This window comes from Pseudonocardia lacus, from assembly GCF_018531445.1.
GTDB lineage: Bacteria > Actinomycetota > Actinomycetes > Mycobacteriales > Pseudonocardiaceae > Pseudonocardia > Pseudonocardia lacus.
This window is the reverse complement of the sequence record NZ_JAHDTH010000011.1, coordinates 1-25278: the sequence shown is the minus strand read 5'-3', so window position 1 is coordinate 25278 and position 25278 is coordinate 1. Positions and strand designations below refer to the sequence as shown.

The window sequence follows — 25278 nt, the reverse complement described above, 5'->3', positions numbered from 1 at the left end:
CCACCGAGGAGCATGCTGGGCCGACCCGCTCCCCCACCGCCGAGGAGGCCCCCGCATGTCCACCTGGTTGATCACCGGCTGCTCCACCGGGCTCGGTCGCGCGCTCGCCGAGGCCGTGCTGGCCGCCGGGCACCGGGCCGCGGTCACCGCCCGCGACGCCGGCGCCGTGCGCGACCTGGTCGAGGCCCACCCCGAGTCGGCGCTCGGGCTCGCGCTCGACGTCACCGACCCCGATCAGGTCGACGACGCCGTGCGCCGCACGCGCGAGCGCTTCGGCGGCGTCGACGTCCTGGTCAACAACGCCGGCTACGGCTACCGCGCCGCCGTCGAGGAGGCCGACGACACCGACGTCCAGCGGCTGTTCGCCACCAACTTCCACGGCGCCGTCGCCATGATCAAGGCGGTGCTCCCGGACATGCGCGCCCGCCGCGCCGGCACGATCGTCAACATCTCCTCGATCGGCGCCCAGGCCTGCCCGCCCGGCTCGGGCTACTACGCCGCCACGAAGGCCGCCCTGGAGGCGATGACCGGGTCGCTGCGCAAGGAGCTGCTGCCGCTGGGCATCACGGCGCTGTCGGTCGAGCCCGGCGGCTTCCGCACCGACTTCGCCGGCCGCTCGCTCACCCAGTCCGCCGAGGCGATCGCCGACTACGCCGACACGGCGGGAAGGCGCCGCAAGGAGAACGACACCGTCCACGGCACCCAGCCCGGCGACCCGGCGAAGGCGGCCGAGGCCGTCATCGCCGCGGTGGCGGCCCCCGAACCGCCCGCGCTGCTGCTGCTCGGATCGGACGCCGTCGCGTCCGCGGACGCGATCCTCGACGCCCGGCGCGCCGAGCTCGACACCTGGCGCGAGCTGAGCACGAGCACCGACTTCGGCTGAACCCCGGCGCCCGGCTGCGCAGGCCGGGTGGCGCCGTCTCCCCTAAGCTGGGCGCCGCCCGGTCCCGATGATCGTCGGCGCCCGGTCCCACGTCCGCCCGGGCGTCGCGCGCGACCGACCACGACGTCGAGGAGCGAGGATGCACCGCCAGCCGGCCACCCGGCGCCGCTGCGCCGGCCTCGCCACGCCGCGCGACGATGCCTGAGCCGTCCGGCGAGCTGGCGCGCCGGGTCGACGAGCTCGACTGGGCGGCGACCCCGCTGGGGCCGGTGGCGGACTGGCCGGCGGGCCTGTCGGCGGCCGTGCGGATCCTGCTGACCTCGCGGTTCCCCATGTGGATGGCGTGGGGCCCGCAGCTGACGATGTTCTACAACGACGCCTACCGGCGCGACACACTGCGCGCGAAGCACCCCTGGGCGCTGGGGCGGTCGGCCCGCGAGGTGTGGGCGGAGATCTGGGGCGACATCGGTCCGCGGATCGAGTCGGTGCTGGCGACCGGGCGGGCCACCTGGGACGAGGACCTGCTGCTGTTCCTGGAGCGCGCCGGCTACCCCGAGGAGACCTACCACACGTTCTCCTACAGCCCGCTGGCCGAGGACGACCGGGTCAGCGGGATGCTGTGCGTGGTCACCGAGAACACCGACCGCGTGCTGTCCGAGCGGCGGATGGCCACCCTGCGCGACCTGGCCGCGGCGCTGGCGGCGGCGCGCACGGAGGCCGAGGTGCTCGCCGCGGTGCGGCAGCGGCTGGCGGCCAACCGCCACGACCTGCCGTTCAGCGTGACCTACCTGTTCGACGAGACCGGGGGCGCGCGGTTGGCGTGCGCGAGCGGGATCGAGGCGGGCGCACCCGCCGCCCCGTCGCGGGTCGAGGCGGGCGACGGCGAGCGGGGCTGGCCGCTGGGCGAGGTGCTGGCCGGGCGCGCGGAGGTCGTGGCCGACCTGCCCGCGCGGTTCGCGGACCTGCCGACCGGGGCGTGGGCACTGCCACCGGCCGCGGCGGTGCTCACGCCGCTGACCGGCGCGCCCGGCGAGGACCGCCCCCGCGGCTTCCTGGTGGTCGGGCTCAACCCGTTCCGGGCGTTCGACGAGCGCTACCGCGGGTTCGTCGAGCTGCTGGCCGGGCAGATCAGCTCGGCGCTGGTCACCGCGAGCGCCTACGAGGCGGAGCGGCGCCGGGCGGAGGCCCTCGCCGAGCTGGACCGGGCCAAGACGGAGTTCTTCACCGGCGTGAGCCACGAGTTCCGCACCCCGCTCACCCTGATCATGGGGCCGCTGGAGCAGCTGCGCGCCGCCGAGCGGATGGAGCCGGAGCGCTGGCGGGCCGAGATCGACGTCGCGCACCGCAACGGGCTGCGGCTGGGGCGGCTGGTCAACACCCTGCTGGACTTCTCCCGGCTGCAGGCCGGGCGGACGCGGGCCCGGTTCGTCCCGACCGACCTCGCCGCGTTCACCGCGGAGCTGACCGGGATGTTCCGCGCCGCGATCGAGCGCGCCGGCCTGCGGCTGGAGGTGCGGATCGACGAGCCCGGCGAGCCGGTCTGGGTCGACCGCGACTCCTGGGAGAAGATCGTCTCCAACCTGCTGTCGAACGCGGTCAAGTTCACCTTCACCGGCACGATCGGGGTGCGGCTGCACCGCACCGGCGCGGAGGTGCAGCTGCAGGTCAGCGACACCGGCATCGGGGTGCCCGCCGCCGAGCTGGAACTGCTGTTCGACCGGTTCCACCAGGTCCGCGGGGCCCGGGGCCGGTCGGCCGAGGGCTCCGGCATCGGCCTGGCGCTGGTGCGCGACCTGGTCGGGCTGCACGGCGGCACGGTCACCGCGGCCTCGGCGGTCGACGTGGGCAGCACCTTCACCGTCCGGCTCCCGCTGGGCTCCGCCCACCTGCCCACCGACCAGCTCGGCAACACCGAGCCGGCCAGGGCCGGGGACGCGGGCGGGTCGTCGGTCACCGAGTCGTTCGTCGCCGAGGCGCTGCGCTGGATGGACGCGCCCACCGACCCGGCCCTGCCGGTCGAGCCGGCCGCCGGGGCGACCGGTCCCCCGCCTCGGTTGCTGATCGCCGACGACAACGCCGACATGCGCGAGTACCTGGCGCGGCTGCTGTCCGGCAGCTACGCGCTGCGGGTCGTGAACGACGGTGCCGCGGCGCTCGCCGCGGCCCGCGAGGACCCGCCCGACCTGGTCATCACGGACGTGATGATGCCGGACCTCGACGGGTTCGCCCTGGTGGCCGCGCTGCGCGCGGCGCCGGCCACCGCCGGGGTCCCGGTGATCGTGCTCTCCGCCCGCGCCGGGCAGGACGCCGTCGTCGAGGGGCTGGCCGCGGGCGCGGACGACTACCTGGTCAAGCCGTTCAGCGCCGCCGAGCTGCTGGCCAGGGTCCGCTCGACGCTGGCGCTGTCCCGGCTGCGCCAGCGGGAGGCGGCCTGGCGCGGGACGCTGCTGAGCGCGCTGCAGGACGGCCTGTTCGTCGTCGACGGCGCCGGGCGGGTCGTCCAGGTCAACGACGGATTCCACGACCTGCTCGGCTACGGCCACGACGGCCTGCCCTACCCGCCGCCGCACCCCTGGTGGCCGGACCGGACCACCGACCCCGACGGCCACGCCCGGGTCGCCGCGGCGCTGGCCGAGGTGCAGGCCGGCGGCCGGGGCCGGCACGTGCTCCCCATGCGCCACCGCGACGGCCGCCAGCTGTGGGTGGAGACCTCCGCGGCCACGCTGCCCGACCCCGACCGGCCCGATGCGGCGCCCATGGTGATCGGCGTCGCCCGCGACGTCACCACCGCCCACCGCACGGCCAGCCACGACCGACTGCTGGCCGAGGCCGGCCGGCTGCTCAGCGCCCCGGACGGCTCGGCTGCCCGGCTGCGGGCGCGGCTGCAGAAGATCGTCGACCTGGCCGCTCCGGTGTTCGGCGACGTCGTCGTGGTCGCCCGCGTCGGCCCGGACGGCCACCTGCACCCGCTCGCCGCCGCGCACCCCGATCGCCCGGAGCTCGCCACGGCGATGCTGGCGCCGGCGCCGTTCCTCGTCCCGGCGGGCCTGCGCGACGCCCACCTGCGGGGCGGGGCCCTCGTACTCGATCCCGCGCCGACCGTGGTGCTGCCCGCGGCGCTCGACGACGACCGCGCCGACCGGGCGGACCGGGCGCACCCGGACCTGGGCGCCGCCCTGCTGGCCCCGCTGACCGTGCTGGGCCGCCTGGTGGGCGCGCTCGTGGTCGCCCACCCGCGCACGGCGGTGGACGCCGACGGGCCGACAGGGCGGTTCGACCGGCTCGACGTCGAACTGGTCGACGAGCTGGGCCGCCGGATCGCGGTCGCGCTGGAGTCCGAGCGGGTCGCCCAGCGCGAGCACCAGCTCAACACCGCCGCCACGGCGCTCGCCGCCGCGGCCACGGTGCCCCAGGCCGCCGCCGCGCTGGCCGCCGCCGTCCGCGACGGCATGCAGGCGGCCGGGATCGGGATCTACGTGCCGCGCGCCGACCAGCCCTCGCGGCTCGAGCTCGTCCACCACGACGGCCTCACCGGCTTCCCCGCCGGCCGCTACGCCGTCCTGGACACCGACTCCGCCACCATCGCCGCCGAGGCGGCCCGCACCGGGCGGCCGGTGTGGCGGGGCGAGCCCGCGCAGGTGCTGCGCCACCACCCCGACGGCGTCGCCGTCGGCGACGACCCGGTCCGGGCCGGCGCCGCGGTGCCGCTGCGCCACGCCGACCGCACGGTCGGCGTGCTCGCACTCGCGTTCACCACCCCGCGCGAGTTCCCCGACGACGAACGCAGCTTCGCGGCCACCCTGGCCGCCCAGGCCGCGCAGGCGTTCGAGCGGGCCGCGCTCGCCGACGCCCGCGCCCGGCTCGCCGACACCCTGCAGCGCAGCCTGCTGCCCACCGCCCCGCCCCCGCTGGAGCACCTCGCGCTGGCCACCCGCTACCTGCCCGGCGTGGCCGGGGTGCAGGCCGGCGGCGACTGGTACGACGTGCTGGTGCTGGCCCCGCACCGGGTGGCCGTGGTCGTCGGCGACGTCGTCGGGCAGGGCGCGCCCGCCGCGGCGGTGATGGGGCAGCTGCGCTCCGGCCTGGCCGCCATCCTGACCATGCTCGGCCCCGACGCCGACCCCGCCCAGGCCCTGACCAGGCTCAACGACTACACCGCGCGGGTGCCCGGGGCGCGCGGGTCGACCGCGGTCTGCCTGGTCATCGACACCGACGCCGGGCGGATCCGGTGGGCGGGCGCCGGGCACCCGCCGCCGCTGCTGCTCGGCCACGACGGCGCGGTCACCGTCCTGGGCACCACCGGCCCGCTGCTGGGCGCCTACACGGCGGGCCCCGGCGGTACGGCCGAGCGGACCCCGCAGCTGTACCGGTCGGCGACGCGCGAGTTCGCCCCCGGCGACACCGTCCTGCTCTACACCGACGGGCTCGTCGAGCGCCGCGGCGAGGTCATCGACGACGGCATCGCCCGCCTCGCCGGCACCGCCCGCCCGCTGCACGGCGTCAGCCCCGACCAGCTGGCCACGTCGGTGCTCGACCAGCTCGTCCCGCAGGGGCTCGGCCACGACGACATCGCCGTCGTCGCCGCCCGCCACCTCCCACCCGCCCTGCACGCCCACCACCCGGCGCAGCCCGACCTGCTCACCGGCATCCGGCGCACCGTCGAGGAGTGGGCGGGCGCCACCGGGCTGCACCCCGACCACGTCGAGGACCTGCAGCTGGCCCTGGGCGAGGCCCTCGCCAACGCCGTGGAGCACGCCTACCGCGACGGCGGGCCCGGCGACCTCGACTTCTCGCTGCGGTTCCGCGCCGACGGCGCCGTCCGGGCCACCGTCACCGACCACGGCCGCTGGCGGCCCCCGCCGGCGGACCGCGGCTACCGGGGCCGCGGCCTCGACGTCATCCGGTCGCTCGGGCGCGACGTCTCGATCGACCACAGCGGCCCGGACGCCGGCACCACCGTGGCGTTCACCCTCGGCCCGCCGCCGCTAGACCGGGCCGGGCCCGCGGTGCCCCCGCCCGCACCGCGGGCCGAGCCCAGCGCGGCGACCCTGCGCGTGCACCGCGAACCCGGTGGGCTGCGGCTCGCCCTGCACGACGGCATCGACCTCGCCACCATCGGCGCGCTGCGCGAGCAACTGCTGCACGAGGTCGACACCGCCGACCCGGGCACCCCGCTCGTGCTCGACCTGCGCGCCACCACCTACCTGCCCAGCGCCGGCATCGGGCTGGTCCTGGAGTTGCTGGCCCGCGCCCGCGAGAGCGGGCGCGCCCTGACCCTCGACCACGACACCACCGGACCGGTCGCCCGCGCGCTCGCGCTCGCCGGCCTGACCGGGCAGACCTGACGGTCAGCGCACCGCGGCGGCCGTCGGCTGCCCGTGCAGGAACGCGCCCTGGCCGCGCAGCTCCCGGCGGACCTCCTCGACGTCGAGCGCGCGGAGCGCGGTGCCGGTGCCGGCCGCGAGGGCCGCGGCGGTCCCGGCCGCCTGGCCGGTCATCCAGCACTGCGGGATCTCGCGCATGAAGGCCTGCGTCGGGGCGTCGCTGGCGACGTGCCGACCGCCGACGACCACGCCGTCGAGCCGGCGCGGCACCAGCGCCCGGTAGGGCACCGAGATCGTCGCGAACTTCTGCGACGGCGATGGCGACACCCCGATCTCGTCGGGGTGGCGGACCCCGGCCCGCCACTCGTCGGTCGTGATCGGGTGCAGCCCGGCGAGGCGCCGGGTCATCCGCACCCCGATCTGCGGGGCCGCCAGCATGATCCACGCACCCTCGAACCCGGGCGCCTCGCGGCGGAAGAAGTCCAGGTGGGCGACCATGCGCCGGCGCGACTCCAGCTCGACGGTGCTGAGGTCCTCGACGTCGATGCCGCTGTAGCCGGACATGCGCGGCCCCATGAACACCACGACGTCGTCGCGCCAGCCGACGTGCGGGGTGTCGAGGTAGCCGAGCAGCTCGCGGCCGCGGTTCATCAGGGCCTGGTGCCCGGCCGGGTCGGCGCGCTTGAACTCCAGCCACCGGTTCATGTCCACGCCGGTCCAGGTGAAGGCGGTGTTGATGGTGTGCTGCACGTTGCCGCCGGTGCCGTCCTTCAGCGCGTCGGTGACGAACGCGCCCCCGGCCTGGGCGACGACGTCGAGGTCGCCGGTGGCGTCCACGACCACCTTGGCCAGGATCGCCCGCCGCCCCTGCTTGCTCTCGAAGATCGCGCCCCGCACCGTGCCTCCACCGCCCTCGCCGCCCTCGCCGTCGGTGATGGCGGCGACGACCCAGGAGTGCAGCAGCACCCGCACGCCCTCGCCGACGAGCGCCTCGTGGGAGACGATCTTGAGCCATTCCGGGTCGATCATCGGCGAACGGCACACGGTGTCCCGGAACGCCGACAGCCGCTCGCGCCAGTGCGCGACCTGCTCGGGGTCGGTGGAGCCCCACAGCTCCGGGCCCGGCCCGGCCAGCGCGCCCTCGGGCAGCCGCTCCAGCAGCTCGGCCCCGATGCCGGCGATGACCGGCGTGCCCTCCCAGTCGGTCATCCGGTCGATCCAGATGACCAGCCCGCCCGCCGAGAGCCCGCCCAGGTCGCCGTAGCGCTCGACCAGCGTCACCCGCTGCCCGAGCCGCCGCGCCGCGAGCGCCGCCGCCGTCCCCGCCGGGCCGCCGCCGACCACGAGCACGTCGGTCTCCTCGTGGACCGGCGTCTCCCGGGCGGGCTCGACGATCGTGGGGACCGACGGCGCGGCGGGAGCGGGCGACCGCGGCCGGTCCCGCTGGCCGCCGTCGGTGAACAGGTCCCTCCCGCCGCGGAAGTAGCTCTCCGGGTTCTCCACGTGCTGCGACTCGTCCACCCGATCTCTCTACGAGGCGGACCCGCCGTCGTCAATCGACCTTGTCACCCCGCGGAAGCGTTCGGGTGTGACGTGCACGGGCCCGCCGGAACGCGCCCGGGGCGGACGAGAGCGGCTCTCGTGCGATCTGGTTGGACGAGAGCCGCTTTCGTCCGCGGTCACGGGGCGCCCGGACCGTAGGGTCACGGGCATGGCCCGCGTCAGCTACCTCACCGCCGAGACCGCCCCGCCCGCCGTCGCCTCGACCCACGCCAAGATGCCGGCGCTGCACGTGTTCCAGCTGCTCGTGCACGCCGAGACCGCCTACCGGCCCTGGCTGAAGCTCGGCGGGGCCATCCTGTCCGACCTCGCGATCGACCCGCTGCTGCGCGAGCTGGTCATCCTGCAGGTCGGGCGGCTCGCGGCCCGGTACGAGTGGGAGCAGCACGTCCCCATCGCGAAGGCGGCCGGCGCCACCGACGGGCAGATCGAGGCACTGGACCGCGGCGACCTCGACCCGTTCGACGCGGGGCAGCGCGCCGCGCTCGTGTTCACGCGGGCGTTCGTGCGCGACGGCGAGGTCACCGACGAGGAGTACGCCGCGCTGGCCGCGGAGTTCTCCGAGCGCGAGGTCGTCGAGATCGCCCTGACCGCCGGGCACTACCTCGGCCTGGCCCGGATGATGACCGCGCTGCGGATCGACTCCGACCCCGCCGCCGGACCGGACGGGCTGCCCGCCGCCCGGCTCTGACCTCCCGGCGGCCGCCGGGTTCCCGAAGGCGACGGCCAGCAGCGAGAACGCGACTGCGGTCGGGCTGCGACGAGTTCGCCGCCTGCGCTGACCGGCGGCGGAGCGAATTCGGTGCCCTGACCGCCGAGCGGGCGCGGAACCCCGTGGAGGCCCGACGTACGCTCGGGGCGTGGAACTCGACGCTGCCCGCGACCGCTTCACCGCCGCCTACCGGGCCGCGCAGGACCACCTCCTCGACGTCATGAACGCCCAGCGGGACGGCCACCCCGACACGGTCCGCGCCGCCCTCGCCGGCCTGGTCGAGGCCCAGCGCCTCGCCGTCGACGCCCACCAGCTCCTCGTCGACGCCGCCGACCTGCACCAGCTCGACCCGGAGTCGCGCTCCCGCCTCGACCTCGAGCACCTGCAGCTGAGCCAGCACCTCGCCGACGCCGAGCACGAACTGGCCCGCCTCGCCACCCGCCCGGACGACTCCACCGAGGCGCACCTGCGGGCCATCGACCTGACCACCCACGTCATCGCCTCCCCCAGCGACATGGTGCTGGTCGCCGACCGCCTCCAGCGCGCCGCCCACGTCGCCGACCGGGCCGGCGCCCCCCTGCTCGTCGGCCCCCTGCTCGACGCCGCCCACCTGCTGCGGCGCACCGCCGTGGAGGGCGACACCGTCCAGGACGCCCAGGCCGCAGCCGACCTCGCCGCCGTGCTGCTCGGCTACCGCGACCACCTGCCGCTGCCCTGACCACCCGGGCGGGTCACGCACGTCACACGATGCGCGCCTCGGGGCGCCCGCCGGCCGCGCCCTGGAAGCGGTCCGCGGACAGCGGGGTGACGTCGACGAACGGCGGCCGGTCGAGGTGCAGGTCGCGCACCACCTCGCCGACCGCGGGGGCCTGCAGGAAGCCGTGCCCGGAGAAGCCGGTGGCGTACAGGACGTTCTGGGTGGTCGACGACCGGCCGATCAGGGCGTTGTGGTCGGGCGTGACCTCGTAGAGCCCGGCCCAGCCGTTGCCGAGCCCCACGTCCAGCAGGCCGGGCGTGCGCGCGCCCATCGCCGCGCCCAGGCGCGGCAGCCACCGCGGGCAGTAGGCCAGCTCGAAGCCCGGCTCCTGGTCCGGGTCGGACATGCCCAGCAGCAGCCCCCGGCCCTCCCGGTGGAAGTAGTAGGTGGTGGCGAAGTCGATCGTGAACGGCACCACCGGCGGCAGGTCCGGGATCGGCTCGGTGAACAGGATCTGCCGCCGCAGCGGCGTCACGGGCAGGTCGGTGCCGACCATCTCGCCGACCACCCGCGACCACGCCCCGGCCGCGCAGACCACCGTCCCCGCGGTGATCGGCCCGCGGTTGGTGCGCACGGTCCGCGCCTCACCGCCCTCGACGTCGATCCCGGTCACCGTCACGCCGGTGAGCAGCGTCGCCCCGTGCCGGCGGGCGGCGCTCGCGTACCCGAGCACCACCGACTCCGGCGTGCAGTGACCGTCGTCGGGCGAGAACGCCGCGGCCAGCAACCCGTCGGTCGCGATCAGCGGCGACAGCGCCGCCGCCTCGGCCACGTCGATCATGCGGCTGGCGACGCCGAGGTCGTTCTGCAGCGCGACGTCGGCCTCGAACGCGGCCACGTCCCGCGCCGAGGACAGCAGGAACAGGTACCCGACCCGGTGCAGGTCGATCTCCTGGCCCGGCCGCTCACCGAACCGGCCGAACGCCTCCAGGCTGCGCGCACCCAACTCGATGTTGATCCGGTCGGAGAACTGCGCCCGCACTCCCCCCGCCGCCTTGCACGTCGACCCGTGCCCGAGCTCGTCGCGTTCGAGCAGCACGACATCGCGCACCCCCGCCTCGGCCAGGTGGAAGGCGATGCTCGTGCCGATCGCCCCACCCCCGATCACGACGACCTCGGTCCGGTCGGGCAACTCGCGCGCAGCGGACACCCCGCCATGCTCCGTCGCCCCCGCACGCCCGTCCACCGCACCTCGCAGCGCGCCCCGCCGTCGCAGCCCGCGCTGCGCCGCCGGGGGCACCCACGCGAGGCACCACCGGAGAGCCCGATCCCCGGGACGCGACGACATCACCACTCCGACCAAGCGTAATAAACGACGACCATCCCGATCATCAACCCAATTGATCGACAATGTACTGATCAATTCCCCATGATCCGTGCAGCGAGACCGGAATAGCCGATCATGTCACAAGCAGGAACGATCCCCCGTTCAGCGGCAAACCGCCGCATGTACTGCGCCGTTCGCCCCTCGATCTTCACTCCACTCCTCCCGGGATAGGGGTGCACAGCGCGCCGGATCTTTCCTAGGGTGGCGGAACCGGACTGAGACACAGCCCGGTACGGGTGATGCAGCAGAACACACGCGACCCGGTGCCAGCCCGCCCACCGGCGGGCTGTGACCAGCGGCGTCCGACGCGGATCGCGCGCACGCCGACCGGCGTTCGGGATGGGCCAGAGGCGGTTCTCCACCATGACGGGTGTACAACGGCGTGAACCCACGGCGGCGGTCCACGGCCGGGGCAGGAGCTCCGTGCTGGCGGCGTGGGAGCGGTTCGTGCAGGGCGACGACCAGGTCCCGGGGGTGCGGCCGGTGGTGGCGATCTCCTGGCACCGCTGTCGGGAGCGCTACCGGGTCGACCCGCACCTGAGCGGGGCCCCGATCGCCGTCGCGGAGATCGACCACACCCCCGAGCACGACGTCGTCTTCGCCGAGCTGGGCTACCGCGCCGCCGCCGTGGCGCAGGAGGTGCGCGCCCTCGCCGGCGTCGTCACCGTCACCGACTCCACCGGCCGCATCCTGGCCGAGTGGGGCGACGACGCCACCCTGGCCAAGGCGTCGGGCGCGAACCTGGCGCCCTGGTTCTGCTGGTCGGAGAGCGCGGCCGGGACGAACGGCATGGGCACGGCGCTGGAGGCGCACGGCCCGGTGCTGATCCGGGGCGCGGAGCACTGGTGCCGGGCGTTCCACAGCTGGGCCTGCGCGGGCATCGCGGTGCGCGACGTGGTCACCAAGGAGCCGATCGCGGTCCTGAACATCTCCTGCTGGCGCAGCCAGCTCCCGGCGGCCGCGGTCGGCTGGCTGGCCAACGCGGCCACCAAGACCCAGTGCCTGCTGCGCACGCGCGCCCGCAACAGCGGCGCGGAGCTGGTCGCGTCCTTCACCCAGGCCAGGGCGCGCTCCAGCTGCCCGGTCGCCGCGCTGGACACCGCCGGCAAGGTGGTGATCGCCGACGACACGGCGAGCGTGCTCATGGGCGTGCCGGCGTCCACCCCCGCGGTCGACCCGACGGTGCGGTGGAACGCGGGGCTGCCGGAGCTGATCGGGGCCGCCCGCTACGCCACCCGGCAGGCGGCCCGCGACCCCGACTGGGTCGGCTCGACGCAGGTCTTCACCCACCTCGCCGCCGAACCGACCTCGATCAGCATCCGGCCCGTCTTCTCCTCCGGGCACCTGATCGGCAACCTGGTGTGGTTCGGCACGACCGACGGGGCGCAGCTGTCCCAGCCCGACGCGCCGGCGAGCCCCAGGTCGCCGCAGCACCGGGTGGTCGCGGTGCGCGACAACCGGATGGTGCTGCTGCACCTGCCGGAGGTCTGCTACGCCGAGGCGGAGGGCAACGACGTGTGGCTGTTCACCGACCAGGGGCGGTTGCGGTCGGCGTCGGCGAGCCTGGACAAGCTCGACGGCGAGCTGGCCGGCGCCGGCTTCCTGCGGGTGCACCGCCAGTACGTGGTCAACCTGGCCCGGGTCCGGGAGGTCGAGCGCGGGGTGAAGGGCGAGCTGTCGCTGGTCATGGACGAGCCGGCGGGCGGGATGGTGCCGGTGTCGCGGCGCAATGCGCCCGCCGTGCGCCGCGCCCTGGGCATCTGAGAGAGGAGTCCCGTGCCTGACGCGACGGACAAGGCCAGCGGGGGCGGCCTGGGCCTGCCCGCCCCGGCCCAGCCCCGCACCCGCCCCGCCCGCGCCTCGGCCGAGCACGACTGGTGGCCCGACCGGCTCGACCTGGGCGCCCTGCGCGCCGACCCGGGCGCGGCCGACCCGATGGGCCCGGACTTCGACTACGCCGCGGAGTTCCTGACCGTCGACCTCGACGCGCTGGCCCGCGACGTCGACGAGGTCCTGACGACCTCCCAGCCGTGGTGGCCGGCCGACTTCGGGCACTACGGGCCGCTGATCGTGCGGATGGTGTGGCATTGCGCGGGGACCTACCGCGTCGCCGACGGCCGCGGCGGCCCGGCCGCGGGCATGCTGCGCTTCGCCCCCCTGAACAGCTGGCCCGACAACCGCAACCTGGACAAGGCGCGCAGGCTGCTCTGGCCGGTCAAGCGCAAGTACGGCCGCACGGTCTCCTGGGCCGACCTGATGGTGTTCGCCGGCAACCGCGCCCTGGAGTCCATGGGCCTGCGGACCTTCGGCTTCGGCGGCGGCCGGGCCGACGTCTACCGCGGCGACGACCTCTACTGGGGCCCCGAGCGCGCCTGGCTCGGCGATGAGCGCCACAGCGGCGTGCGCGAGCTGCACCGCCCGCTCGCCGCCGACCAGATGGGCCTGATCTACGTCAACCCGGAGGGCCCCAACACCGTCCCCGACCCCCTCACCTCGGCCCGCGACATCCGCCAGACGTTCCGGCGGATGGGGTTCGACGACACCGAGACCGTCGCGCTCATCGCCGGCGGGCACAGCTTCGGCAAGACCCACGGCGTCGCCGACCCGGAGCGCTTCCTGGGCCCCGAGCCCGAGGGCGCCCCGCTGGAGGAGCAGGGCCTGGGCTGGCGGGGCGGCCACGGCACCGGCAAGGCCGGCGACACCATCGCCAGCGGGCTGGAGGGCACCTGGACGCCCACCCCGACGACCTGGGACAACAGCTTCCTGGAGAACCTGTTCGGCTTCGAGTGGGACCTGGAGCTGAGCCCGGCCGGGCTGTGGCAGTGGATCCCGGCCGACGGCGGCGGCGCCGGCACCGTGCCCGACGCCCACGACCCGTCCAGGACGCACGCCCCGACCATCCTGACCACCGACCTCGCGCTGCGGTTCGACCCCGACTACGAGGTGGTCTCCCGGCGGTTCCTGGAGCACCCCGACCAGCTCGCCGACGCGTTCGCCCGCGCCTGGTTCAAGCTCACCCACATCGACATGGGCCCGCTCCCGCGCTACCTGGGCCCGCTCGTGCCCGGCGAGGCACTGATCTGGCAGGACCCGGTCCCCGCCGTGGACCACGACCTCGTCGGGGATGCCGACGTCGACGAGCTGAAGGCGCGGGTCCTGGACTGCGGGCTGCCGGTGCCCGACCTCGTCCGCGCCGCGTGGGCGTCGGCGTCGACGTTCCGCACCAGCGACCGGCGCGGCGGGGCGAACGGCGCCCGCGTGCGCCTGGAGCCCCAGCGCGGCTGGGCGGTCAACGACCCCGACGCGCTGGCCAGGGTGCTGGGCGCGCTGGAGGGCGTCCAGCGGTCCTTCAACGGCTCCCGCGACGACGACGTGCGGGTCTCGCTGGCCGACCTGATCGTGCTCGGCGGGTGCGCCGCCGTCGAACGGGCGGCCGCCGACGCCGGTCACCACGTCCGGGTGCCCTTCACACCCGGGCGCACCGACGCCACGGCCGAGCAGACCGACGCGGCCTTCTTCGCCGAGCTGGAGCCGGTCGCCGACGGGTTCCGCAACTACTGTGCCGACAACCACCGTGCCAACGGCGCCGGGGAGCGGTCCGAGCGGCTGCTGGTCGACCGGGCCGACCTGCTGGGCCTGGGCGTGCCCGAGATGACCGTGCTGGTGGGCGGCATGCGGGTGCTGGGCGCGAACACCGGGGGTTCGCCCCTGGGCGTGTTCACCGACACGCCCGGCACGCTGACCACCGACTTCTTCGTCAACCTGCTCGACATGGCCACGGTCTGGACGCCGACCTCGAAGGAGGCGACGACGTTCGAGGGCCGCGACCGCGACACCGGGGCGCTGCGCTGGACGGGCAGCCGCGTCGACCTCGTCTTCGGTTCGCACGCCGAGCTGCGGGCCGTGGCCGAGGTCTACGCGAGCGACGACGCGGGCGAGAAGTTCGTGCACGACTTCGTGCGGGCGTGGGCGAGGGTGATGGAGCTCGACCGCTACGACCTGCCCCGCGCCCGGTAGCGGTGCCGTAGCGGGTGCGAGCGGTAGCTGCCGCCGGGTGAGCGGCGCACCCCCGACGCGCACCTTGTCGACCCAAATCGACCGTCGTAGAGTCCCGCATCACAATCTGCTTCCACGAATCGGACGACGCCATCAGGGCGGATCGGACCGATCGATCAGTCGTGCCATTCATGGCGATTGCACAGTTCCCCAGATCGCACCGGACGCGGAAGTTGGACGAGGGACTATCCGGGAAATCTCGACGAGGAGGTGGAGCCCTGTGACGACCGCGCAGGAACGGGCGGACCTGGTGGACAAGCTCGGCTTGAACGGGCAGAACAAGGCCACGATCGGCCGGATGCTGGGTACCGGCAACATCGGCCAGGCGACCGAGAAGGAGGACGGCCGGATGGCGGCGACCATCCGGATCCGGCCCGACGAGCTGAGCTGGGATCCCGCGATCCTGGTCCTGCCGCACGGCGGCGACGTCGACCTCGAACTCATCAACGACGACCTCAACACCCACTGCGCGCTGCTGCCGAGCAACGGCGACCGGAAGTTCATCTGGCTGGTCAACCACTCGCGCGGGCGGGCGACGCTCAACCTCGACGGCCCGGGCTACTACTGGTTCAGCTCGCCGACCGGCAACGACGAGGGCCGGGGCCTGACCGGGGCCATCGTCGTGCTGGGCGACGTCCCGCCCGAGGCCCGCCTCGACCGCCCCGACCAGCCCCGGCCCTAGGAGGAGCAGACGATGACCGTCGAGTACGTCGACGCAGGCGAGGCCATCGACCAGGGACAGCTCAGCGGCAAGCTCCCGGGCAACGAACTCGCCCCGCCGGTGGTCGAGAGCGTCAACTACGAGCGCATCCTCAACGCCCGGTCCGAGCCGGAGAACTGGCTCACCTACTACGGCACCTACGACGGGCAGCGCTACAGCCCGCTGGACCAGATCAACACCGAGAACGTCAAGCGCCTGCTGCCCGCCTGGGTCTTCCAGGCAGGCTCCAGCGGCATCATCGCCGGCGCCTCGACCTACTCCTTCGAGGCCGCGCCCATCGTCGTCGACGGCGTCATGTTCGTCGCCGGCTGGGACGGCTGGGTGTGGGCCCTGGACGCGAAGACCGGCACCGAGATCTGGCGCTACAAGCACGCCGTGCCCTTCGACGTGTCGCTGTGCTGCGGCAACGTCAACCGCGGCGTCGCCGTGGCCCAGAACAACGTCTTCTTCGTCACCGCCAACGCCCACGTGCTCGCGCTCGACGCGACCACCGGCAAGCGGGTCTGGGACAAGACCTACGGCGACGTCCGGGCCGGGGAAAGCGCCACGGTAGCGCCGCTCGTGGTCAAGAACCTGGTGATCGTGGGCAGCTCCGGCGGGGAGTTCGGGGTGCGCGGGCACCTCGACGCGTTCGACATCGACAGCGGCGAGCACCAGTGGCGCTGCTACACGGTCCCCAAGCCCGGCGAACCCGGCTCGGAGACCTGGCCCTCCGACGGTGAGGCCTGGGCCCGCGGCGGCGCGAACTGCTGGCTCACCGGCACGTTCGACGCGGAGACCAACCTGCTCTACGTCGGAACCGGCAACCCGGCGCCCGACTTCGACGGCGGCGTGCGCGAGGGCGACAACCTCTACACCGACAGCATCATCGCCGTCGACGTCGACTCCGGGCAGATCCGCTGGCACTACCAGTGCACCCCGCACGACGTGTGGGACTACGACTCCATCGCCGAGTGCATCCTGTTCGAGAAGGACGGGCGCAAGCTGCTGGGGCACTTCGACAAGAACGGCTACTTCTTCGTCCTGGACCGCACCGACGGCTCGCTGGTGCGGATCACGCCCTTCGTCGACCGGATCACCTGGGGCGCGATCACCCGCGACGGCAAGGTCACGGCCAAGGTCTACCCCGACGAGGAGGGCGTGCCCGTCCACTTCTACCCGGGCCCGGCCGGCGCCAAGGAGTGGACGCACGCGGCCTACAGCCCGAAGACCGAGCTGTTCTACGTGCCGGTCCAGGACGTCGGGGCCACGGCCACGCGCCGGCGCCGCGAGTTCAAGGAGTCCATCCCCTACTGGGGCGCGGGCGTCCAGGTCGACATCGAGGACATGGTCGGCTCGATCAGCGCGTTCGACGCCGAGGGCGAGGAGAAGTGGCGCTGGCGCAACGAGCTGCCGATGTGCGCGTCGGTGCTCGCCACCGGCGGCGACCTCGTGTTCGCCGGCGAACCGTCCGGTGAGTTCAACGCGCTCGACGCGCGCACCGGCGAGCTGCTCTGGCAGTTCCAGTGCGGCAGCGGCCACCACAGCAGCCCGACGACCTACAGCGTCGACGGCCGGCAGTTCGTCGCCGTCCCGGTCGGCTGGGGCGGCTGGGCCGAGGGCTTCCTGCCCGGGATGCTCGGCGCGGGCCACGGCAGCGCCCTGATCGTCTTCGCCCTTCCCGAGGCGTAGCGCCCTGCCCGAGGCGTAGCGCCCTGCCCGAGGCGTAGAGCCCTGCCGCAGACGAGAGGAGGTGGATCGATGGAGTCCCCGCTGGAGGTGTGGGAGACACCCGAGTTCGACGAGATCGCAGTCGCACCCGAGGTGACGATGTACGTCGCCCAGATGGACGACTAGCCCGACGTGGGGGCGCCGGGCCCGGGCCCGGCGCCCCCCCCCTTCGCCCCCACCCCTTCGCCACCACCACGGACCGAGGGGCTGGCATGACAGCGGGAACGAGCACCACCGCACGCACCGACGACGGCTTCGTCGAGGCGCTGCGCGCCCATTCGCGGCGCTACCACGACCAGCACCCGTTCCACGTGCGGATGAACGCCGGCCGGCTCGGCCCGCACCAGCTGCGGGGCTGGATCGCCAACCGCTTCTACTACCAGGAGAACATCCCCCGCAAGGACGCGGCGATCCTGTCCAACTGCCCCGACCCGGACGTCCGCCGCCGCTGGATCCGCCGCATCGTCGACCACGACGGCCAGCAGCCCGGCGAGGGTGGCATCGAGGCGTGGCTGCGCCTCGCCGAGGCCGCCGGGCTGACCCGCGAGGAGGTCCGCGACCACCGGCACCTGGTGCCCGGGGTGCGGTTCGCCGTCGACGCCTACGTCACCTTCACCCGGACCAGGCCGTGGGTGGAGGCGGTGGCGTCCTCGCTGACCGAGCTGTTCGCCCCCGACCTCATGGCCGAGCGGCTGGCCGCGTTCGAGCGCTGGTACCCCTGGATCGACGCCGGGGGCCTCGCCTACTTCCGGGCCCGCCTCGACCAGGCGCCCCGCGACTGCGAGCACGCCCTGGAGGTCGTCACCGAGCACTGCCTGACCGCCGAGTCGCAGGCGCGCGCCATCGACGCGCTCTCGTTCAAGTGCGACGTGCTGTGGAGCCTGATGGACGCCATCGACCGGGCGTACCCCGGGTGACGGCCGTCGACCTGGCCGCGGCGCGCCCCCGGCTGGCCCGCCACGTGCGGATCAGCTTCGACCGCACCCGGCAGCGCCACGTCCTGCTGCACCCGGAGACGGTGGTCGTGCTCAACGGAACCGGCGCCGACATCCTCGGGCTCTGCGACGGGCGGCGCACCGTCGCCGAGATCGTGACCGCGCTGACCGCGCGGTACGACAGCGTCCCCGAGGGCGAGGTGCAGCGGTTCCTGACGCGGCTCGCCGCCCGCCGCTGCGTGGAGTTCGCCGATGGCTGACCCCGTGGACAGCATGGACAACGTGGACAACGTGGACAGCCCCTTCGGGCTGCTCGCCGAGCTGACCTACCGCTGCCCGCTGGCCTGCGCCTACTGCTCCAACCCGGTCGCCATGGGCGAGTACACCGACGAGCTGGCCACCCACGAGTGGCAGCGGGTGCTGACCGAGGCCCGCGACCTGGGCGTCCTGCAGTGCCACCTGTCCGGCGGGGAGCCGCTGCTGCGCCGCGACCTGGTCGACATCGTGGCCACCGCCCACGACCTCGGCCTCTACACCAACCTCGTGACCAGCGCGCTCGGGCTGTCCCGGAGCAGGGCCGAGCGGCTGCGCGCGGCCGGCCTGGACCACGTGCAGGTCAGCATCCAGGCCGACGAGCCCGTGGCGTCCGACCGGATCGCCGGCACCCCGTCGTTCCGGCGCAAGATCGAGGCCGCCGGCGTGGTCAAGGAGCTGGGCTGGCCGCTCACCCTCAACGTGGTGCTGCACCGGCAGAACATCGACCGCGTCGCCGACGTGCTCGCGCTGGCCGACGACCTGGGCGCCGACCGCGTCGAGCTGGCCAACACCCAGTACTACGGCTGGGCCTGGCGCAACCGCGACGCGCTGCTGCCCAGCCGGGCCCAGCTCGTCGCGGCCGAGGCCGTCGTGCGGGCCGCCCGCGAGCGGCTGCGCGACCGCATGGACGTCATCTACGTCGTCCCCGACTACTACAGCCGCTACCCGAAGCCCTGCATGGGCGGCTGGGCCGCCCGCCAGCTCACCGTGGCGCCCAACGGCGACGTGCTGCCCTGCCCGGCGGCCCAGTCGCTGCCGCTGCCCCGGGCCAGCGTGCGCGTCGACCCGCTGGAGCGGATCTGGACCGGGGCCCCGGTGATGACCGCCTTCCGCGGCACCGGCTGGATGCCCGACCCGTGCCGCACCTGCGACCGCCGCGAGGTGGACTTCGGCGGCTGCCGCTGCCAGGCGTTCCAGCTGACCGGCGACGCCGCCCGCACCGACCCGGTGTGCCACCTCTCGCCCGACCACGCCCTGGTCGCCAGGGCGGTCGACGCCGCCAACGCGGACGCGCGCGTCGACGAACCGCCGCTGGTCCCCCGTCCCCACCGGGTCCGGGTGCCCGACTGACCGTCCGCCCGTCCGCTCAAGGGGGAGCAACCCGGATGACGTCCATCATCGTCTTCGCCCTCGGCACGGCGCTGCTCGTCTACAGCGCGGAGAAGCTGATCGCCTACCTGGTCGGCGCGGCCCGCGGCCTGGCCGTCTCGCTGTTCCTGCTGGCCATCCTGTTCACCGGCATCGAGTTCGACGACCTCGCGTTCGGCGTGGTGCTCAACCTGGAGGGCCTCGAGGACGTCGCCCTCGGCGTCGTCTTCGGCACCGTCATCTCGCTGACCGGCCTCGTCCTCGCGCTCAGCGCCCTCATCGCCCCCAGCCGGGTGGAGATCCCCAACGACTACATCGCGATCTTCGCCGTGGCCCCCCTGGTGCTGGTCGGGCCGGCGCTGCTCGGCGGGCTGGGGGTCGTCTCCGGGATCGTGCTCATCGGGCTGTTCGTGCTGTTCATCGCCTACGTCGCCTACCGGGAGTCGCGGCGGGCGGTGCCCACGTTCGGCGGCGCGGAGGTGCGCGAGTCGGTCGAGAGCCCCGAGCTCGTCGGGGCGGGCACCGGCCCGGGCGGCGGCGGGCGCACCGGCGGCGCGGTGCTCTACGAGACCGGCGACCTGGGCCGGGCGAAGGGCACCGACCGCCCCGGGTGGGCACTGCTCCTGCTGGCGCTGCTCGCGCTGGTCGGGCTCGTCGTGGGCGCCTGGGCCATGTCGGAGGGCACCGAGGGCATCCTGGAGGAGTTCGCGATCAGCGGCACGGTCTTCGGCGCGACGATCGCGACCGTGGTGCTGTCGCTGGAGGACCTCTTCCTGACCGTCGAGCCGTCCCGGCGGGGAGCGCCCGCGATCGGCGTCGGCAACATCATCGGCAGCGTCGTGTTCTCGGTGACCGCGAAGGTCGGCATCATCGCCCTGGTCGGCGGCGCGCTGCTGATCACCCCGGACATCTTCAGCTGGCACCTGCCGGCCCTCGTCGTGATCAACGGGTTCGCCGCGTACGCGCTGTTCACCGGGCACCTGCGGCGCTGGCACGGGGCGGTCCTGCTGGCCGGGTACGTCGCCTACTGGGTGATCAGCTTCTCGGTGTTCGGCCTCGTTCCCGTCGACGACGCCCCCGGCGCGGACGAGGGCGCACAGCAGCCGGGTGTCGAGGCCCCCGCGGTGCCCGGCGCGCCGGACGATGACGACTAGCCGCGGGGACGGCGCGCCGTGGTCGAACCGGTGGTCGACTCCGTGGTCACCATCGCCCTCACCTTCGGCATCGTCGCCCTCGCCGAACTCGCCGACACCAGCGGGCTGGTGACCCTCGTCCTCGCCAGCCGGTACCCGGCCCGGCTGGTGCTGGTCGGCGTCTTCGCGGCGTTCCTCGTGCAGGTGGTCGCCGCGGTGGCGGCCGGGAGCCTCGTCGCGCTGCTCCCCGAACGGCCGGTGGCCGCGGTGCTCGCGGTCGTCTTCCTCGTCAGCGCCGTGCTGCTGCTGCGGGAGGACGACGACGATGACGACGTCGCGGCGACGGCCCCCGCGACCTCGCCCTGGCGGGTGGTGGCGTTGTGCTTCGGGGTCACCCTGCTCTCCGAGCTGGGGGACCCGACGCAGATCATCGTGGCGACGCTCGCGGCCCGGTACGAGGATCCCGCCGCCGTCGGGGTCGCAGCGCTGCTGGCGCTGTGGGCGGTGTCGGCGCTGGCGGTGTTCGGGGGGAACCGGCTGCGGCGGGTGGTGCCGCAGCGCTGGGTCCTGCGGGTGGCGGCCGGGCTGCTGGTGGTCATGGCGGTGGTCAGCGCGGTGGAGGCGATCCGGGGCTGACCGGCGCGAGAGCGGCTTTCGCCTGCGTCTGGAGGGATCGGGAGTCGCGTCGCTCCGCGAGGTGGCCGCACGCTGAGCAGCGGCCGATCGGACCTGTCGGCCGTCGAGCGGTCGTCGCTAGGGTCCTCCCGTCACCGCAGCCGGGGGGCCCACGGGAGGTCGCGATGTCGGTCGAGCAACCAGCGAAGAACCCGTACCTGCCGCCACGCTGGGTCATACGCGCGGTGTGGTCGCTGGACCGGGGCATCTACCGGGTGTTCAAGGGGCGGGCCGGGTTGCCGCGGCCTCGCGACACCAGGTCGGGCAAGCTGCGGCTCACCACCACCGGGCGCCGCAGCGGTCAGCCGCGCAGCGTCATCGTCGCCTACTTCGCGGACGGGCCCCGGCTGGTCACGCTGGCGATGAACGGCTGGGACGAGGCCGAACCGGCCTGGTGGCTCAACCTGCTCGCCGACCCCGACGCGACGGTCGACCTGGGCGGCGAGCAGCGGCCGGTGCGCGCTCGCGCCGCGACCGGCGACGAGCGCGCGCGGCTGTGGGACCGCTGGCGCGAGATCGACAAGCACCTCGACGCCTACGCGGCGCGGCGGCCGTCGGAGACCGCGGTGGTGGTCCTGGAGCCGCGGTCAGCGCCCGCCTGAGGGTGCGGGCGCGCCGGCGGGCCAGGTGGCGGGCGGCGTGCCGAAGGCGGCCTGCGCCGACCTCACGACCGCGCGGGCGGTCGCCAGGTTGCCGACGGCGCCGACGACGACCCCGATGCCCAGCGGCAGCGCCCGGCCCAGCGCCAGCATCCCCTGGCGCACGACGAATCGCTTCACGAACCACCGGGTCAGGCCGTTGTCCAGCAGGCCCAGCCGGGCCAGTGGCAGGTGGTTGGTGACGTCGCCCGCCCAGTCGTGGGACCGGCCGGTGACCTTGCGCAGCACGGCCTGCCCGCCGGCACCCACCACGACCCCGAGGACCAGGGCGCGGCGGCGCTCCGGGTCGTCGGTCGGCAGGGCGTGCACCTCCGCCACCGCGAGCGTGTAGAGGACGGCGGCGTTCAGCGCGGCGAACGCCTCCGCGCCCGCCGTCGCCAGCGAGACGGCCGTGCCGATCGCCGGGACGATCGCGATCGCGCCGCCTGCGCCGCCGGTCACCGCGACCGCCACCTGGTACTGGCGGCCCAACCGCTCGATGATCTCGGCCGGGCCCAGGTCGGGGTGCTTGCGGCGGGCGGCCGCGACGTGGGCGCTGACCAGCGGGTGCTGCATGCGCAACGCGCGCTCGACACCCGAGCGCAGTACCCAGCCGCCCACGCCACCGGGCGCCTCACCGCTCGTGTCGGCGGCGCCGTCCTGCTCGGCGACGGTGTTCTCCTCGGTGGCCCGGTCGGTCCCCGGCGACTTCAGGTCTCTGGTCACGTCCGTTTCTACCCCGGCGGTCGGCTCGTCACACTCCGGGTGCTCTCCGTCGCTTCCGCCGCCTCGATCGGGGGGACCGCGTTGCTGATCAGGGTCACCACCGTGCCGTCCTGGTCGTGGCGGATCACCACCCGCTCCATGCACGCCCGCATCGTCCGCAGCCCGTAGCCGCCCCCGCCGGACTCCGGCCGCCACGCCCCCCGGTCCCGCACCGTGACCGCCAGCCGGCGCCGCTCCGGTTCGAGCACCAGCCTGCCGGTGACCTCCACCTCGCCGGGGACGCCGAACGGGTAGGCGTGCCGGACGACGTTGGTGCACGCCTCGCTGATCGCCAGCAGCGCGTCGACCCGCTCCTCCGCCGGCCACTCCAACCCCTGCAGCCAGCGGTCCAGGCCGTGCCGGAACAGGGCCACCTGCACCGGATCCGCGGGGAACCGGATGCTGTAGGTATCCGTGCGTGCTACCACCGGCCCAGGATGGCGGTCCCGCGCCCCCGCCGCGAACGCTGACCGCCGCGCAGGCTCGCCGGCCCGGTTGTCAGGCCAGCGCCACCGGCAGGCTCGCCAGTCCGCGCAGCGTCACGTTCTCCTTCCAGACCGGCTCCCCGGCCAGCCGCATCCGCGGGGCCCGCGTGATCAGCTCGCGCAGCGCGATCCGGCCCTCCAGCCGGGCCAGCGGGGAGCCGAGGCAGAAGTGGATGCCCTGGCCGAACGCCAGGTGGCGGGTCGGCGGGCGGGTGATGTCGAAGCTCTCCGCCGCCTCGTGGGCGGCCGGGTCGCGGTTCGCGGCGCCGATCATGGCCAGCACGAACGTCCCGGCCGGGGCGGCGACGTCGCCGACCGTGGCGTCCTCCAACGCGGCACGTGCGGTCAGCTGGACCGGTGAGTCGTAGCGCAGCATCTCCTCGACCGCGCCGTCGACCAACGAGGGGTCGGCGACCAGCGCGTCGCGCTGCTCGGGGTGGCGCAACAGCGCGAGCACGCCGTTGCCGACGAGGTTGGTGGTGGTCTCGTGGCCGGCGATCAGCAGCAGCGTGCACGTGGCCAGCAACTCGTCCTCGGTGAGGGTCTCCCCCGCGTCGGTCACCGCGACGAGCGCCGAGAGCAGGTCGTCGCCGGGCTCGACGCGGCGGCGGGCGGCGAGCTCGCGGAAGTAGTCCGCGAACTCGACGCGCGCCCGCGCCTGCTCGTCGCGCACCTGCGGGGGCAGCAGGAAGTCCGGGTCGAGGCCGCGGGCCATGGCGTGCGACCAGCCGACGAAGCGCTCATGGTCGTCGGCCGGCACCCCGAGCAGCTCGCTGATCACGATGACCGGCAGCGGCGCCGCGAGGGCGGCCAACAGGTCGGTCGTGCCGGCGGCGACCGCCGCGCCGACCAGCCCGGCGGTGATCTCCTCGATGCGCGGGGCCAGCCGGTCGATCATGCGCGGGGTGAACGCGCGGGACACCAGCCTGCGCAGCCGGGTGTGGTCGGGCGGGTTCAGCATGAGGAACGAGGGCTTGCGCGGCTCGGCAGGGGGTTCGCCCGCGACGGGGTTGGCCGGGCCGGTCAGCTGCTCGGCGTCGAGGTGCCCGAACCGGGGGTCGCGCAGCACCTCCGAGCACTCGCGGTGGCCGGTCAGCACGAAGAAGCCGGCGTCGACGGCGGCCACCGGGTCGTGCTCGCGCCACCGCCGGTAGGCCGGGTAGGGGTCGGCACGGTGGGCCGGGTCGAACAGCTCGGCCATCGTCGGCCCGGTCCCGGACGACACGGTCCCGTCGGGCACTGCGGTGTCGGTCATGGAGCGCTCCTCGGCTACGGGCCGGGTGACGGCCTCGGTGGTGGGTCGGCCTCGATGCCGGTGAACAGCCATCCGAGCGCCTGGCCGAACAGGTCGTCGGGCACGCTGGCCGGGTCGATCCGGCGCTGCCGGACCAGCCCGTGGAACAGGGCCATCACGACGGTGGCGACGGCGGTGGGCGACGTCCCGGCGCCCGGGCTCCGCGGGTCGAGCGCCCCGCTCACGATCTCGGCCAGCGCGTCGCGGGGCTCGCGCATCCGGGCCGCCAGGGTGTCCAGCGCGGCGGGGTTGCGCACGGCGTAGAGCCAGAACTCGGCCTGCAGCAGCCCGAGGTCGGTGTCCTTGTCGGCGACCTCGGTCAGCATCCGGCCGAGCGCGAGCAGCGGGCTCTGCCCGGCCTCGACCTGCTCGGCCAGGATCCGCTCGGCCTCGGCCACCTGCCCGCTGGCCCGGTCGGAGAGCAGCTCGACGAACAGCCGCTCCTTGCTGCCGAAGTTCGAGTACACGGCGCCGATGGAGAACCCGGCCGCCTCGGCGATCTCCTCGACCGACGCCCCGGCGAAGCCCTTGCGGGCGAACGTGCGCGCCGCGGCGTCGAGCACGAGCGCCCGGGTGCGTGCCTTGGCCTCGGCGCGGGTCAGGCGCCGGGGCCGCTCCGCGGACTCCGAACTCACATAGTGGACGCTATCCGAATATTGACTCCTATTCCAGAGGGTCCCGGCCCCGCCCGAACGCCGCGGCGAACCGCTCCTCCCCCAGCGCCGCCCGCGCCCGGTCGGTGAGCCCGCGGACCAGCGGGTCGGTGCGGTCGTCCGCGCCGCGCAGCCGAGCCGCAGCTCCGAGCAGCACCGCCGACGCGCGCAGCTGCCCGCGCCCCGCTGCCAGCGCGGCACCGTCCACCGCCACCTGCGCGAGGGCCGGCAGCTCCCCCGTCGCCA

22 protein-coding genes are annotated in these 25278 nt (G+C 74.7%); 15 read left to right on the top strand and 7 right to left on the bottom strand.

The genetic code is table 11. From position 1 onward, the window contains the following. Window positions 1–55: 55 nt before the first annotated feature. Together KIK08_RS04130 and KIK08_RS04125 are read left to right on the top strand one after the other, a co-directional pair. Complete coding sequence (locus KIK08_RS04130) at window positions 56–883, top strand: oxidoreductase (RefSeq protein WP_214401625.1); 828 nt, start codon at window positions 56–58, stop codon at window positions 881–883. A 197-nt stretch (window positions 884–1080) separates the two neighbouring features. Next, window positions 1081–6228 (top strand): SpoIIE family protein phosphatase, encoded by a 5148-nt coding sequence (locus KIK08_RS04125; RefSeq protein WP_214401624.1) that lies wholly within the window; start codon window positions 1081–1083, stop codon window positions 6226–6228. A gap of 3 nt (window positions 6229–6231) precedes the next feature. Here the strand turns inward: KIK08_RS04125 and KIK08_RS04120 are convergent, their stop codons facing one another. Further along, complete coding sequence (locus KIK08_RS04120; protein ID WP_214401623.1) at window positions 6232–7728, bottom strand: FAD-dependent oxidoreductase; 1497 nt, start codon at window positions 7726–7728, stop codon at window positions 6232–6234. 190 nt (window positions 7729–7918) lie between these two features. Between KIK08_RS04120 and KIK08_RS04115 the strand changes: the two genes are divergently transcribed. Together KIK08_RS04115 and KIK08_RS04110 are read left to right on the top strand one after the other, a co-directional pair. Continuing rightward, the gene (locus KIK08_RS04115) at window positions 7919–8458 is read left to right on the top strand and encodes a carboxymuconolactone decarboxylase family protein (RefSeq protein WP_214401622.1); all 540 of its coding nucleotides are present in this window, start codon (window positions 7919–7921) and stop codon (window positions 8456–8458) included. 169 nt (window positions 8459–8627) lie between these two features. Next, window positions 8628–9197: a hypothetical protein gene (locus KIK08_RS04110; protein WP_214401621.1), complete on the top strand. Its 570-nt coding sequence runs from the start codon at window positions 8628–8630 to the stop codon at window positions 9195–9197. A 22-nt stretch (window positions 9198–9219) separates the two neighbouring features. Here KIK08_RS04110 and KIK08_RS04105 read toward each other — a convergent pair whose 3' ends face one another. Beyond that, a complete protein-coding gene (locus KIK08_RS04105) occupies window positions 9220–10386 on the bottom strand; it encodes an NAD(P)/FAD-dependent oxidoreductase (protein ID WP_308257383.1) in 1167 nt (388 codons plus the stop codon). A gap of 600 nt (window positions 10387–10986) precedes the next feature. Here KIK08_RS04105 and KIK08_RS04100 point away from each other — a divergent pair. From KIK08_RS04100 to KIK08_RS04050, 11 genes are all read left to right on the top strand, one after another. Next, window positions 10987–12327 carry a DNA-binding protein gene (locus KIK08_RS04100; RefSeq protein ID WP_308257382.1) on the top strand — a complete coding sequence of 447 codons (1341 nt, stop codon included), beginning with the start codon at window positions 10987–10989 and terminating at the stop codon, window positions 12325–12327. 12 nt (window positions 12328–12339) lie between these two features. Further along, window positions 12340–14580: a catalase/peroxidase HPI gene (katG, locus tag KIK08_RS04095; protein ID WP_214401618.1), complete on the top strand. Its 2241-nt coding sequence runs from the start codon at window positions 12340–12342 to the stop codon at window positions 14578–14580. Window positions 14581–14839: 259 nt separating this feature from the next. After that, entirely contained in the window at window positions 14840–15301 is a 462-nt protein-coding gene (locus KIK08_RS04090; protein ID WP_214401617.1) for an MSMEG_3727 family PQQ-associated protein, read from the top strand. Between the two features lie 12 nt (window positions 15302–15313). Continuing rightward, window positions 15314–17011: a PQQ-dependent dehydrogenase, methanol/ethanol family gene (locus KIK08_RS04085; protein WP_214401616.1), complete on the top strand. Its 1698-nt coding sequence runs from the start codon at window positions 15314–15316 to the stop codon at window positions 17009–17011. Window positions 17012–17080: 69 nt separating this feature from the next. Further along, on the top strand, window positions 17081–17176 hold the full coding sequence (gene pqqA / locus KIK08_RS04080) for a pyrroloquinoline quinone precursor peptide PqqA (protein ID WP_214401615.1): 96 nt from the start codon (window positions 17081–17083) through the stop codon (window positions 17174–17176). A gap of 86 nt (window positions 17177–17262) precedes the next feature. Next, window positions 17263–17967: a pyrroloquinoline-quinone synthase PqqC gene (gene pqqC / locus KIK08_RS04075; RefSeq protein WP_214401614.1), complete on the top strand. Its 705-nt coding sequence runs from the start codon at window positions 17263–17265 to the stop codon at window positions 17965–17967. Beyond that, window positions 17964–18245, top strand: a complete 282-nt coding sequence (pqqD, locus tag KIK08_RS04070; protein ID WP_214401613.1) for a pyrroloquinoline quinone biosynthesis peptide chaperone PqqD — start codon at window positions 17964–17966, stop codon at window positions 18243–18245. The genes pqqC and pqqD overlap by 4 nt, the downstream gene beginning before the upstream one ends. Next, window positions 18238–19371, top strand: coding sequence for a pyrroloquinoline quinone biosynthesis protein PqqE (pqqE, locus tag KIK08_RS04065; protein WP_250556270.1), 1134 nt, complete (start codon window positions 18238–18240; stop codon window positions 19369–19371). The genes pqqD and pqqE overlap by 8 nt, the downstream gene beginning before the upstream one ends. Window positions 19372–19406: 35 nt before the next feature. Next, window positions 19407–20543: a sodium:calcium antiporter gene (locus tag KIK08_RS04060; RefSeq protein WP_214401612.1), complete on the top strand. Its 1137-nt coding sequence runs from the start codon at window positions 19407–19409 to the stop codon at window positions 20541–20543. A gap of 18 nt (window positions 20544–20561) precedes the next feature. Then, window positions 20562–21158, top strand: coding sequence for a TMEM165/GDT1 family protein (locus KIK08_RS41490; protein WP_308257381.1), 597 nt, complete (start codon window positions 20562–20564; stop codon window positions 21156–21158). Window positions 21159–21322: 164 nt separating this feature from the next. Further along, window positions 21323–21799 carry a nitroreductase/quinone reductase family protein gene (locus KIK08_RS04050; RefSeq protein WP_214401611.1) on the top strand — a complete coding sequence of 159 codons (477 nt, stop codon included), beginning with the start codon at window positions 21323–21325 and terminating at the stop codon, window positions 21797–21799. On the opposite strand, the gene KIK08_RS04045 is transcribed toward KIK08_RS04050, so the two are convergent. The 5 genes from KIK08_RS04045 to KIK08_RS04025 form a co-directional block, all read right to left on the bottom strand. Then, on the bottom strand, window positions 21785–22561 hold the full coding sequence (locus KIK08_RS04045) for a hypothetical protein (RefSeq protein ID WP_214401610.1): 777 nt from the start codon (window positions 22559–22561) through the stop codon (window positions 21785–21787). The two genes, KIK08_RS04050 and KIK08_RS04045, sit on opposite strands and share 15 nt — an antisense overlap. An 8-nt stretch (window positions 22562–22569) precedes the next feature. Next, a complete protein-coding gene (locus KIK08_RS04040; RefSeq protein WP_214401609.1) occupies window positions 22570–23028 on the bottom strand; it encodes an ATP-binding protein in 459 nt (152 codons plus the stop codon). Between the two features lie 70 nt (window positions 23029–23098). Continuing rightward, a complete protein-coding gene (locus KIK08_RS04035) occupies window positions 23099–24340 on the bottom strand; it encodes a cytochrome P450 (RefSeq protein ID WP_250556269.1) in 1242 nt (413 codons plus the stop codon). Between the two features lie 14 nt (window positions 24341–24354). Then, window positions 24355–25014, bottom strand: coding sequence for a TetR/AcrR family transcriptional regulator (locus KIK08_RS04030; protein ID WP_308257380.1), 660 nt, complete (start codon window positions 25012–25014; stop codon window positions 24355–24357). A gap of 28 nt (window positions 25015–25042) precedes the next feature. Next, a partial coding sequence (locus KIK08_RS04025) for a hypothetical protein (protein WP_214401608.1) occupies window positions 25043–25278 on the bottom strand: 236 nt, incomplete at its 5' end.